The following is a 13215-nucleotide window of genomic DNA, read 5'->3' as shown; positions in this document are numbered from 1 at the left end:
TAAATGAATTAAGTGTGGGACAGAAATGGTTGAACTTAGAATAGGTATATATTTTATAATATTATTTTTGAAAATAAACTAAAGCACTGATTAGTACATAAGGAGTCTACCGTATTTGGTAGGCTCCTTTAAAATATATTCATAAATTAATTAATGAACAAAGGTAAGGTAAATACATAATAAAATCAGGAAAAGAACTATCCAAATGGACTGTCCTTTTTTAATGGCTCAAAGTTGAGCCGACGGTAAAATCCCCTTTATCTCATATACCATAAAAAGTGGAGTATCAAGTATGCATATTTGAAATGTCGGTGAATCGTCGAGAGTTGAGGTTCTTAAAGCAACCACGAATATGCATCTTTCGGATGTCCTTTAAACGGACACCTGAATTTTTAAGTAAAATGTCATGTTGTACTATGTTAATGTTAGTGCAATTTATTAAAAATAAAAAGGAGGATGAAGCTTTAAAATTTCGTGAAAAGTGACGATGATTTTTTATTAAAAATCATTTAGCAAAGGGTGAATGAAGGCAATGAAAATACAGGGGCATATTAACCCCTCAACGTCACTAGACAAAAACGCAAGTAAGTAAAAAAGACATCAAAAAAGACTATTTTTATTACCAAATAGCCTTAAATTATGTAAAAATCGTTAATGCAGTTGGGGGGACTCGAACCCCCAAGTCCTTATCGGACACTAGATCCTTAGTCTAGCGCGTATGCCAATTCCGCCACAACTGCTAATTTTAGATGAAAAAAATGAGCCACCCGGGACTCGAACCCGGGACACCTGGATTAAAAGTCCAGTGCTCTAGCCGACTGAGCTAGTGGCCCATAGTGTAAAAAATATGTTGTATTATTGCTCATTATTTTTTTAATGAGCGTGCCTGCAGGGATTCGAACCCCGGACACGTGGCTTAGAAGGCCACTGCTCTATCCTACTGAGCTACAGGCACATACAATCGGGGTGACAGGATTCGAACCTGCGGCCTCTTGAACCCAAATCAAGCGCTCTAGCCAAGCTGAGCCACACCCCGTTTTGAAATCAGATCGCAAAACGATTTAAAACTATTAATTAAAAGCAACTCCCCGAGTGGGACTCGAACCTACAACCCTTCGGTTAACAGCCGAATGCTCTACCATTGAGCTATCGAGGAACAGCAAAATGAATTATATAGTAATTTGATTAAAATGTCAATACTTTTTTAAAAAAAATTTTTTGATGGTGTACAAACCCAGTAAAAATCGGTGTTACATGGTAAAAGGTTAAATACTCTGAAATGATTTATTTGTGTGAATTAAAAGTCATTCATAGAAACATATAATAATCTTGAATAATTTTATAAAAAATGATAAAATTAGTAGGACGACATACGGACAACTATATGACCTGACGTTAGAACATCGTCAACATATATTATCTTAATAGGAGGTGTAATATAAATTCACGTTTATAGATACATATAAAATATATATTGTTTATTAGTGGTTTTACTGGTATTCCTGTGTTAAAATAAAACTAAGTAATTGATACGGGAGGAATTATGGATGGGAAAATATGTACTTGCAATTGATTGTGGTACACAGAGTTTAAGGGGATTAATCTTTGATAAGAACGGAAAATTACTGGTAAAAGTAAAAAGAGAATTTAACCCTTATTACTCAGTTGAGCCTGGTTGGGCTGAACAAGATCCAAATGTTTATTGGAATAGTTTATGTGAGGTTTGTAGACAGATCAAAGAAGATGAGGAAGATGTCTTCAATGAAATTGACAGAGTAGTTGTAACTACACAAAGAGACTCATGTGTTCTACTTGGTAAGAATGGAGAAATCATTAGGCCTGCTATTCTATGGATGGACCAGAGGAAGATTGAAAAGCCAAGAGATATGACTCTATATCATAAGTTAACTATAACGACTGTAGGTATGATGACAACAGCTAAGAATTTTAGTCTTAACTGTAATGCTCATTGGATACAAGATTATGAACCAGAGAATTGGAAGAAAACTCATAAATATTTACAAATATCAGGATTCTTAAACTATAAATTAACCCATGAATTCAAAGACAGTATTGCTTCTCAGATTGGACATATTCCTTTTAATTATAAACACTTTAGGTGGGAAGGTAAACGAGGTCAAAAGAGTCAAATATTCCATATTGAAAGAGAGAAACTGTGTGACTTAGTAGCACCAGGAGGTGTAATTGGCTATGTAGTAGATGAAGCTACTAATGAGACCGGATTGAAAAAAGGTATTCCAGTTATAGCAGGAGGTTCCGACAAAGGCTGTGAAACATTAGGTGTCGGGTGTTTTGATAACTATACCGCCAGTATTTCATTAGGTTCCAACGCATCTATACAAACCACTTCTAGAAAATATTACGAAGCGCTGAGATTTATTTGTCCATTCCCGGCGGTGATACCAAAAGCTTATAATCCAGAAATACAAATATATAGAGGATACTGGATGATTTCTTGGTTCAAGAAGGAGTTTGCTCAAAAAGAAGTTACACAAGCAAAAGAATTGAATATAGCTCCAGAAGAATTGCTTAATAAAAGATTAAATGATATACCACCAGGTTGTGATGGATTGGTATTCCAGCCTTATTGGGGGGCAGGCGCCAAGAGACCGGAAGGTAAAGGAGCAATAATAGGTTTTGATGATTATCATACAAGAATACATATATATAGAGCAATCATAGAAGGTATAGGTTTCGGATTATTTGAAGGCTTACAATATATACAGAAAAAATCTAAGATAAATATACAAAAGATTATGGTATCTGGAGGAGGTTCCCAGAGTGATGCTATATGTCAAATAACAGCAGATTTATTTAATAAACCTGTTTACAGGGTGCAGACTTATGAGACGTCTGGATTAGGAGCTGCCATTGTAGGATATGTATCAAAAGGCGAATACAAATCATTTGATGAAGCAGTGGGGAATATGGTTCATTTAAAAGATGAATTTTTGCCAGACCCTGTAAATGTAGAAGTATATAAAAATATATATGATAACATTTATTCTAAGGTATATAACAAATTGAAACCCTTATATAAACAGATGCAAAAATAAACTAGAATGCAATCACTTGAAACTATATGAATGATATTACAGCTTAGAGCTTAATATCCAAAGGAGGAATTTGATGTCAAATTATAAAGGATTCATGCCAGAATGGGAACATGAAGCTCCACCGGAAAGAAGTTTCAGATCTATACTAAAATGGGGTAGTCCTACAGAATATAAATGCCCTAATGAAAGATTGTACAAAGTTATAAAAGATACTTTTGGACTGGATGATGAATATTTTAAAACAAAACAAGGTGAAGGATTAGATAAAGTTGATATGGAGGTTCCAGTCAATCTATCAGAAGAACAAATACAAAAGTTCAGAGAGATTGTTGGAAATGATAATGTCAAATTGGATACATATACAAGGTTAAGGGTCTCCTATGGAAATACCATGATAGACCTTATGAGACTAAGGAATAAAATCGTTGAAAACTTACCAGATATAGTTTTATATCCAAGCAATAAATCACAGATAGAAGATATCGTCAGCTATTGTTCAAGTGAAAAAATTCCAATCTACTGTAAAGCTGGAGGTTCAACTGTAACAAGAGGTATGGAAGCTATGAAAGGTGGAGTTAGCCTTGATTTAGCTGTTAATTTTAATAAGGTTGTATCTTTCAATGAAAAGAATCAAACCATCACTGTAGAATCAGGAATGCAAGGACCAGAATTAGAAAGAGTCCTTAATAATGCAAGAGACACATTAGGAGCTAAAGGAAGATATACTTGTGGACATTTTCCACAGTCATTTGAGTATTCCGGTGTAGGTGGCTGGGTTGTAACCAGAGGAGCTGGTCAAAACTCTAGCTACTATGGAAAAATAGAAGATATTGTTATATGTCAAGAATATGCAACACCAGTAGGTATAATAAAAACAGAAGAATATCCGGCAATGGCAACAGGACCTTCAATAGATCAGATTATGATTGGAAGTGAAGGAGCATTCGGTGTTCTTACACATGTTACATTAAGAGTATTCAAATACATGCCTGAAAATAGAATCAGATTCAGTTATATATTCCCAAGCTGGGAAAATGCTCAAGCTGCTGCCAGAGAGATAACTCAAGGTGAATTCGGAATGCCTTCTGTATTTAGATTATCAGACCCAGAAGAAACCAGTCTAATGTTAAAATTATATAATGTTGAGGGAACTAAGATTGATTCCATCATGAAGAGAAAAGGCTTCAAACAAATGGAACGATGTCTTTTCCTTGGATTCACTGATGGAGAAATCGGATTCTGTAAAAATATGAAGAAGAAGCTTCACAAGATATGTAAAAAATATGGAGCCATGTATTTGACAGGATATCCAACTAAACAGTGGGAAAAAGGTAGATTCAGAGACCCATATATGAGAGATGCCTTAGGAGATTTCGGTATTGTCATTGATACAATGGAATGTTCAGTAACATGGGATACAATGAGTGAAGTTCATAGAGGATTAAGAGAATATTGTAAAGCAAGACCAGAGACTATATGTCTTACTCACATGTCTCATGTGTACCCACAAGGTGCTAACTTATATTTCATATTTATAGCTAGGATGGAAATGGATGAATATATAGAATATCAAGCAGGAATCCTAGATAACTATGTAAAATATGGGGCAGCTATCAGTCACCATCATGGTATTGGTAAATCATTTGGCCCTTGGTTAGAACATTCAATTGGTGAAAACTGTTACAATATAATAAGAACTCTCAAAAAACATTTTGACCCTGACAATATTATGAATCCAGGAGGAACACTTGGATTAGACATAGAAAAAAGAAAACTAAAATACAAATAATTTAGAAACACTATAATCCAGATGCTCACTTTATGAGACAGTTATAAATTTTTAAAACTGTTTTATATAGGGGGCATTTTTTTATTCATGAAAAATAAAATCAAGCTGTTATAGAAAGATGAAAATTTCATTTAAACATCTTTGCAAAATCGGTCAGTGGTATTAGAATAGTAATTATATATAATTTAACTAGATAGAGAATTTCATAATTCTTTTCAGTTGATTCTTTAATAAGTTGAATGCAACTGCAAAAAAATCTACATATTGTGTGTACAGAATTTGGTTTAAATTATGAAAATCTCTCAGATAGAAAAGAGGTAATGGATTGAATAAGAGATTTTTTGATATACCTGAAGAGAAGCAGATAAATCTTTTTCATGCAGGATGTAAGATATTTGCTAATAATCCATATCGGAATGCTTCTATGTCAAAAGTAGCATACGAAGCAGGGATTTCAAAATCATTGATATTTTATTACTTTCAGAATAAGCAGGAATATTATTTTTTTATTTTGAATGAAATTGTTAATCAGCTGAATTCACAATTGTTAGCAGCTATCAATAATAAGGTAGGATATGATCTATTTGAAAAGATTTTTGAGATTATTGAATTCAAAAAAAACTATTTTAGTAATTTAAATTTACATTATAAGCTCATTAATAGGATTTATTTTGAAACAGATGATAATCTTATTGAGGGATTACAGCAACTTAAAATGCGAATGTCACAACCTTATAAGGAACTTATTGGAGCAATTAATAAGACTAGATTTACAAGCAAAGCTGATGCAACTAATTGCATGAAGATTTTGCTTTATTGTGCTGAAGGTATTGTATATCATTACAATTTAGAGGATTCAAGAAATTGGGATGTGTTAGTGGATGAGTATAAATATGTAATTAAATCAATGAAATATAATTATTATAAGGAGTTGAAATAATGGAGTTTAAAGAATTTGGAAAACAAAATGAAAAGAAAGCTCTGTTAGTACATGGCGGTTGGGTACCATGGAATACATTGGAGATTCAAATTGAAGAATTAGAAAAAAACTATCATGTAATTGTGCCCGTATTAGATGGACATAATATTCATGATAATTCAGAACTTGAATCAATTGAACTAGAAGCAACAAGAATAATTGAATATTTTACTAAACAAGATATATTTAATATTGATATTATTTATGGAGCTTCTCTTGGTGCAGATATAGCATTGGAAATTATGTGTCAAGCAAATAATTTTGTTAAATATGCATTTATTGAATCGGGTTCACTGGGAATAAATAAGCTTGCATCATGGTTTCTCATCAATATATCAGAGACTGCAATGTACCATGGCGTAAGGGGGCACTTTTTTTGGGAAAAGTTAATAAACCGTTTTTTAATAAAAATAAAAATGCCTCAAAGCTTATATTCTGATACAAAAAATTTAATAAAACATATGTCGAAAAAAACTATTAGAAATGTTCAAAAACTTGTTTGTAACTATTACTTAAAAGAATCAATAAAAAATATTGATACCCATTGTCTTATTGTATATTCTTCTAAAGAAAAATATTTAAAAAAGCCCTATGACCGAATGAAAGCTATGGTTTCGAATATGCATATTATTTGTTTAGAAGGATATAATCATGGTCAATTATGTATTGGAGAGCCTAATAAACAAATAAGTATGTTAAAGGATTTTATTATGAGAGAAACTTATAAAGAAATACAATAGTTATAGTATTACTACATATTACTTATAAGATGAGTAATTATGATTTTCAAGCCTATCATAATAAGAATTATACCACCTAAAATATTGACACATGATTGCAGCTTAGTACTTTTACTAAGCCCCCTTCCAATAAATACTCCCATTACAGATGCAAAATATGTAATTTGACCTATTAGACATACAGATATCAATATATTTGCATTCAATAATGAAAAAGTAACACCAGTTGCAAGAGCATCAATGCTTGTTGCTAAAGACAAAGTAATTAGAACTTTCAAACTGTCAATGGACAATGTATTCAGTGAAGGATTCTTAGATTCTTTTATAAAATTAATACCTATAGCAGATAGTAATAAAAAAGCTATCCAGTGGTCTATAGGGTCGATTACTCTTCTTAGTGAACAACCTAGAGCCCATCCAATTCCTGCCATCCCTCCTTGAAATAATCCAAAGGACAAACCTGCTTTTACAGCAGTTAGATTATAATTATTATCACTTGTGAGACCCAGGGTGATAGATACTGCAAAAGCATCCATAGAAAGGCTTAGTGCAACTAAAACAATAGAATATATACTCAATAGAATACGTCCTTTCAACTATTTTTCTAAAGTTACCTAGTCATTTAATATATAATACATCATAAGAAATTATATGCTAATATTATAATAAAACTTTCATAAAAATTGATACTGAATTATAGATGTGTTATAATAGAAAACTACATGAGTTCTAGCAGATATTCTGCTATGTAAATTTGATGTAAGAGGTGATACTTTGAAAAAAGACAATAAAATGTTAAAAAGATTTATTAGTTACTATAAACCACACAAGAAGTTATTTATAATTGACATGATATGTGCTTTTTTGATTGCATCAATAGATTTATCAGTGCCAATGCTATCTAGATATGCATTAAACGACTTACTACCCAAGAACCAGTTTCGAACATTCTTCTTATTTATATTAATGTTATTAGGACTTTATTTGATAAGAGCTATTTTTCAATATATCGTGGATTTTTGGGGACATATTCTAGGTGTAAGAATGGAATATGATATGAGAAAAGACTTGTTCAGACACCTTCAATCATTATCTTTTAGATTTTATGATAAGACAAGAACTGGACATATAATGTCTAGAATGGTTAATGATCTAAACGAGATAACAGAACTTGCACATCACGGACCAGAAGACCTTTTCTTATCACTTATTATGTTAATTGGAGCTTTTTTTGCCATGTTATTCATGGAGTGGAGATTAGCTCTTGCCGTATACATATTTATTCCTTTCCTTGTATGGTTTGCTATTAAGCAAAGAACAAAAATGTCAAGAGGATTTAAGAATGTGAAGAAAAAGATTGCCAATGTGAATGCCCAATTAGAAAGTAGTATTTCAGGAATAAGAGTGTCCAAATCATTTGCTAATGAAGAACATGAGATGGAAAAATTCACTTTTGGTAATAAAGAGTTTAGAGCTTCCAAAGATGTCGCTTATAAAAATATGGCTATATTCAGTGTAGGGATGGGCTTTATAACTAAGATTCTTAATCTAGTAGTTATAGGGTTCGGAGGTTTTCTTATCATGAAGGAAACAATGACTATCATGGATTTATTAGCCTTCATAATGTATGTTAATGCATTTTTACAGCCTATCAGAAGATTATCCAACTTTGTCCAGCAGTTTGAATCTGGTATGACTGGATTTGAAAGATTCACTGAACTAATGGAAATCGAACCATTGATAAAAGACAAATTGGGTGCTGTTGATTTAAAGAATGTTATAGGTAATATAGATTTTAATAACGTAACCTTTTCCTATAATGACCATGAAAAAGTACTTAACAATATAAATCTTAATATTAATGCAGGTAGAACATTGGCGTTGGTAGGTCCTTCAGGTGGAGGTAAGACAACGTTATGCCACTTGATTCCACGATTCTATGAGGTAGATGAAGGAATGATTACTATTGATGGTAAGAATATAAAAGATATCAAAGTCAAGTCACTAAGAAGTAATATAGGTTTAGTATCTCAAGATGTATTTCTATTTGCAGGAACCATCAAAGATAATATCATGTATGGAGATATAAGTGCTTCAGAAGACAGACTTATTGAAGCTGCTAAAAATGCTGAGATACATGACTTCATCATGGGACTACCAGATGGTTATGATACTAATGTAGGAGAAAGAGGTATAAGACTATCAGGAGGACAGAAACAAAGAATAAGCATAGCTAGAGTATTTCTCAAGAATCCTCCTATACTAATATTGGATGAGGCAACATCAGCTCTAGATAATGAAACAGAGATAAAAATCCAACGTGCACTTGAAAAACTATCAAAAGGCAGAACATCTCTTGTTATCGCACATAGATTATCTACAATAAAGAATGCTGATGAGATTGTAGTTATAACTGAAGAAGGTATCAAAGAAAAAGGTACCCATGAACAACTGCTTGCCAGTGAAGGTATATATGAAAAATTGTATAAAGCACAATTCAAAGGTTATATACCTGACCAAATCTAAGGTACTGTGTATGTAAGATGTAATATTAAAAAAGGGGATGGCTATATAAGTCATACCCTTTAACTTGCTTCACACACTCTAGAATCTTCTTCTTCATCATTTGTCATATCGTTTCTTATTATACGAATAGTACTTAGTCCAGATATTGCTGTTATGACACCTATAAAAATACAAATATGACCTGTTTTATAATGTTCTAATGCAATACCTCCTAGATAGTATCCTAATGAAACATTAACAATCCCAAAAGAAAATAAAATTAACGAAGACACTTCAATCAAGTTATTCGTTGTATAGATGTAAGAGGTGCTAGCACACAATTAACATAGATTTACTCAGGAGTTGAAATTATATGATTTATAATGTATATGAACAATATCATAAGGAATTCATTAGATATGCAAAGAGTCTTGTCAAAAGAAAAGAAGATGCTTTTGATATTGTCCAAGATGCTTATGTTAAAGCGCTTGAACGAGAAGAAATGTTTGATAACATGAATGATTATGAAATAAAAGGCTGGTTCTTCAGGGTTATCAAAAATACTTTTATAGATAATTTCAGAAAAAACAAAAAAATAGTTTTTTGTGAAGACGATAGTATTATAACTAGGGAGATAAACATGGAAACAGATATATACTTTAACGATATGATTGATATATTACCTGAGTATCTAAAAGAATTGATTAAGTTAAAATATGTTGATGGTCTAAATAGCAGACAAATAGGTGAGTTACAGAAGGTATCACCTTCTACAATACGTAATAGATTGAGTTTAGCTATTAACAAATTAAGAGATGGAGGTTATGTAAATGGGTAAAGTCGTAAATATTTGTTTATTAGATGCAAGAAAGGCAACTGAGAAGTCAGTTAGTAATATTACAGGATTAGAGAATATATGCAGTCTTATTTATAGTGATACAACAGCTTCATTAATTAGTGGTATTAAAAAAATTAATATAGGTAGTATGGTTAAGATTAATGAGGATGAGAGTATAGACTATATGACAGAAAATGGTAAAGCTGTTATTGATGAAGCCCTATTAGAAGAAGTTGATAATAAACTTTTCATTCTAGTAAATGGTGTTTGTGAGATTAAAGAAATGCCTAAAGAGCTTTTTAAGGAAAAAATACATTCCATGACAGTTAATGGTATGGTTATTTGTCCAGAATCATTAAAATCCGTTGTAAGCATCAAGTCCAAGATTAACGGATTGACTATAGCCCTAAAAGAAGGTTATCGTTTTATAGATGATACAGTTCTATTTAATGAAACATTTATAGAAAAACAAGTAAATGCTAAGTTGACAATAGAAAAACTAGTAGCAATAGATAAGATAGATGAAGATAGTGTAAATGACAGTATTGAGCATATTCAAATTCTTGATGAATTGGTTATAACTAAAGGAAATTTGAAAATATTAAAAAAGACTATTGATAATCTTGAGGAAGTAGAACTTACTATTGTACCAGATAATAGTGTATTTAAAGAGGGTACAGTTGAAGTTAATTCAGGTACTTTAAAATTCTTTGATGGAGAATCATTAATAGTGGATGGCAAACTAGTTATTAAAGATATTACATCCGAAGAATTAAGGAAGCATATCACATCTATTTACTCAGATAAAGTAATCTGTGATGAAGAATTATTTGAGACAGTTAAAAAATTATGTAATAATAGCAATGTGAAGATAATGAGTAATAATGATATACACAATAATGGAAAACTGATCATTGACAAAAATTATTTATTAGGATTAAAAAGTAAAGTAGCCATAGATAACAATGGAAAACTAGTAATTGATGAATCAGTAACTTTGGAAGTAGCGAAAGATAAGATTAAAAATATATGTAATAAAGGATTATTGAAAGCTGATACATCCGTACTAAGTGGTATACCTATCGTTAACCATGGAAAATTAAGCCCTTTAGATAATACAGATAAAAAAGAAGAAAATGATATTATTTATGAAAATATGGTCTTTCTTGAATTATAGATTAATAATGCCAATCAATTAATACTTTATACAAAAGCTATGAGTCCATTTTAACTAGATGGACTCATAGCTTTTTAATCCAATTTAATTAGATTACTAGATTTTGAACTTGTTCAGTAATATTTGTATGTTAAAATGGTACTAAGGAAATATCATAGGTTTCTCCTGATGATAATATTACTAGTCTTTCTAGTACATTTAAAAGCTCATGGATATTACCATAATAATAATCATAAGCAATGAGCTTGTCGAGAAGATTGCAATCATAATGTTTAATAGGTATATTTGCATTCTTACTGAACTTTGGTATATAATTGGTAATAATAGTAGTTATATCCTCTTTTCGTTCTCTTAGAGGTGGTAAATAAAATTGTATTAGTGTTATTTCATAATATAAATCTTGTAAAAAGCTTTTATTATGTAGTTCATTTGTAAGATGTGATTGAGCTGATGTTATCAGTCGTACATCAATAGGTAATGGATCATTTCCTCCGATAGGTTTTACTTCCATACTTTCTAATGATTCCAGTAATTTTACTTGAGTATTCATAGGCATTAATTCTATACCTTCAATATAAATAGTTCCACTGCTTGCTTTCTCCAACAAACCTACTTTACTTTTATTTGATTTTCCATGAAGCATAACGTTATTATAACCAAACAGTTCTATATCAATCAGTTCTTGTGGTATAGATCTACAATTGAAAGTTATAAATGGATTATATTTTCTAGGGCTTTCATTATGAATAGCTTGAGCCAATAATTTTTTACCTGTTCCTTTTTCACCATATATAAAAACCGGTAAATCAGTAGCAGCTGTTTTTTTAGCTAATTTCTTAACTCGTTGAATAGTTGAAGAAATTCCTTTAATATCCTCAAAAGCAGGAAAATCTGAATATCTATAAGTTGTACGCATTGGATGGTCAGGTGTATTATCTGTAGAGTTAATTACCAATTTTTCATATAATCTTGCAAGGCTATAGACCATATTAAGAGTCTCATGATTAACAGATGTATGTACAAAGGATGCATTCACTGTGCCAATTAATTGGGTTTGACTATATATAGGTGCAGCTACACAACTAAATTCATGAAATATGTGTTTATAATGCTCTGGACCAACGACCATACATGGTCTGTTTTCAGCTAAAGCTAGACATGTAGAATTAGTACCTATAACCAGCTCAGAAACATCTTTGAAATAACCTACTTCAGGGTACATCTTATCATACAATGGACTAATGTTAAAAATATATTTCAGCTTAGCATTACAATCATAAATACATATATCCAAGTCTAGATTCTTAACTATTTGGCTAAATTCTTTGAAACCATTTACATTGTATTCTACTAATTCGTCTACAACGTAATTAAGCTTTTCTTCAGGTTTCATCAACATATCTATGTCAAAATCATATAAAGAGACTTCATTAATCTTACAACGTTTCCATGATTGAAGAATTTCTTCTTTGATAGCTTTTTGATTGAATGTTCTATTCTCTATAAAACATTGCCATGCCTTACTATAATCTTCTATAAAGTTTTCAGTATGTACAATTTGTTCTTCAATATCAACTAAAGCATCTATATCGAAAATCATTCGTTTCTTATCTGGTCCGGGCAAAAATGCATATTTTAATGAGTATCCTTCTAATAAGCTGATTCCACCTTTGTTTCCTTTGGATGAACAGATAGGAATTCCAGATAAGGATAAGGTCTCCAAATCTCTATAGATAGTTCTTGTTGATACTTCAAACTTATCAGCAAGATATTTAACAGTAACCATTTTTTTATTCAATAAAATCATAATAATTTGAATCAATCTGTTTATTTTCATTCTAATAACACACCTTATATTTCCGTGATCTGTATTGTTGGTTTTTCTGTATTTATTATACCATTATTAATGATAATATCAAAGTTTATTTTAATTGTAGTGTTGTGATTTGTTGGTGAACGAGGGTATTCATACATACATATCAAAAAAAGATTAATTAAGAAAGTGTAGTTCATTTTAACAGGAAAAAATTGAAAAACAAAAAATGGATTGACATAATGGTGTCACATTAGTTGTGATATGATAACCTTTGCTCATATTAATGTGCGTAAA

10 protein-coding genes and 5 tRNA genes are annotated in these 13215 nt (G+C 31.2%); 7 read left to right on the top strand and 8 right to left on the bottom strand.

The annotated features are described in order from the left end of the window. Positions 1 to 655: 655 nt before the first annotated feature. The 5 genes from AACQ14_RS21170 to AACQ14_RS21150 form a co-directional block, all read right to left on the bottom strand. Positions 656 to 740, bottom strand: a tRNA-Leu gene (locus AACQ14_RS21170). A gap of 19 nt (positions 741 to 759) precedes the next feature. Then, a tRNA-Lys gene (locus tag AACQ14_RS21165) sits at positions 760 to 833 on the bottom strand. 48 nt (positions 834 to 881) lie between these two features. After that, positions 882 to 955: transfer RNA gene (locus AACQ14_RS21160), tRNA-Arg, on the bottom strand. Between the two features lie 6 nt (positions 956 to 961). After that, positions 962 to 1036, bottom strand: a tRNA-Pro gene (locus AACQ14_RS21155). Between the two features lie 48 nt (positions 1037 to 1084). Then, positions 1085 to 1156: transfer RNA gene (locus AACQ14_RS21150), tRNA-Asn, on the bottom strand. A 391-nt stretch (positions 1157 to 1547) separates the two neighbouring features. On the opposite strand from AACQ14_RS21150, the gene AACQ14_RS21145 reads away from it, so the two are divergent. The 4 genes from AACQ14_RS21145 to AACQ14_RS21130 all read left to right on the top strand — a co-directional run bounded on the left by AACQ14_RS21145 (position 1548) and on the right by AACQ14_RS21130 (position 6585). Continuing rightward, the gene (locus tag AACQ14_RS21145; RefSeq protein ID WP_339365567.1) at positions 1548 to 3077 is read left to right on the top strand and encodes an FGGY-family carbohydrate kinase; all 1530 of its coding nucleotides are present in this window, start codon (positions 1548 to 1550) and stop codon (positions 3075 to 3077) included. 73 nt (positions 3078 to 3150) lie between these two features. Then, the gene (locus AACQ14_RS21140; RefSeq protein WP_339365566.1) at positions 3151 to 4866 is read left to right on the top strand and encodes an FAD-binding oxidoreductase; all 1716 of its coding nucleotides are present in this window, start codon (positions 3151 to 3153) and stop codon (positions 4864 to 4866) included. Between the two features lie 325 nt (positions 4867 to 5191). Further along, complete coding sequence (locus tag AACQ14_RS21135) at positions 5192 to 5806, top strand: TetR/AcrR family transcriptional regulator (RefSeq protein ID WP_339365565.1); 615 nt, start codon at positions 5192 to 5194, stop codon at positions 5804 to 5806. After that, a complete protein-coding gene (locus AACQ14_RS21130; protein ID WP_339365564.1) occupies positions 5806 to 6585 on the top strand; it encodes an alpha/beta hydrolase in 780 nt (259 codons plus the stop codon). Before AACQ14_RS21135 ends, AACQ14_RS21130 begins: the two co-directional genes overlap by 1 nt. 11 nt (positions 6586 to 6596) lie before the next feature. Here AACQ14_RS21130 and AACQ14_RS21125 read toward each other — a convergent pair whose 3' ends face one another. Then, the gene (locus AACQ14_RS21125; RefSeq protein WP_339365563.1) at positions 6597 to 7163 is read right to left on the bottom strand and encodes a manganese efflux pump MntP; all 567 of its coding nucleotides are present in this window, start codon (positions 7161 to 7163) and stop codon (positions 6597 to 6599) included. A gap of 196 nt (positions 7164 to 7359) precedes the next feature. Between AACQ14_RS21125 and AACQ14_RS21120 the strand changes: the two genes are divergently transcribed. Further along, positions 7360 to 9111, top strand: a complete 1752-nt coding sequence (locus tag AACQ14_RS21120; RefSeq protein ID WP_339365562.1) for an ABC transporter ATP-binding protein — start codon at positions 7360 to 7362, stop codon at positions 9109 to 9111. A 59-nt stretch (positions 9112 to 9170) separates the two neighbouring features. On the opposite strand, the gene AACQ14_RS21115 is transcribed toward AACQ14_RS21120, so the two are convergent. After that, positions 9171 to 9383 carry a hypothetical protein gene (locus AACQ14_RS21115; RefSeq protein WP_339365561.1) on the bottom strand — a complete coding sequence of 71 codons (213 nt, stop codon included), beginning with the start codon at positions 9381 to 9383 and terminating at the stop codon, positions 9171 to 9173. A gap of 80 nt (positions 9384 to 9463) precedes the next feature. Between AACQ14_RS21115 and AACQ14_RS21110 the strand changes: the two genes are divergently transcribed. Further along, entirely contained in the window at positions 9464 to 9928 is a 465-nt protein-coding gene (locus AACQ14_RS21110) for an RNA polymerase sigma factor (protein WP_339365560.1), read from the top strand. Next, positions 9921 to 11105, top strand: a complete 1185-nt coding sequence (locus tag AACQ14_RS21105) for a hypothetical protein (RefSeq protein ID WP_339365559.1) — start codon at positions 9921 to 9923, stop codon at positions 11103 to 11105. Before AACQ14_RS21110 ends, AACQ14_RS21105 begins: the two co-directional genes overlap by 8 nt. A gap of 130 nt (positions 11106 to 11235) precedes the next feature. Here AACQ14_RS21105 and AACQ14_RS21100 read toward each other — a convergent pair whose 3' ends face one another. Beyond that, positions 11236 to 12942, bottom strand: a complete 1707-nt coding sequence (locus AACQ14_RS21100; protein ID WP_339365558.1) for a sigma 54-interacting transcriptional regulator — start codon at positions 12940 to 12942, stop codon at positions 11236 to 11238. Between the last annotated feature and the right edge of the window lie 273 nt (positions 12943 to 13215).

This window comes from Vallitalea maricola (genome assembly GCF_036985595.1).
Classification (GTDB): domain Bacteria; phylum Bacillota; class Clostridia; order Lachnospirales; family Vallitaleaceae; genus Vallitalea; species Vallitalea maricola.
Note: the sequence above shows the minus strand (reverse complement) of the source record. Positions and strands in the feature narration are given on the sequence as shown.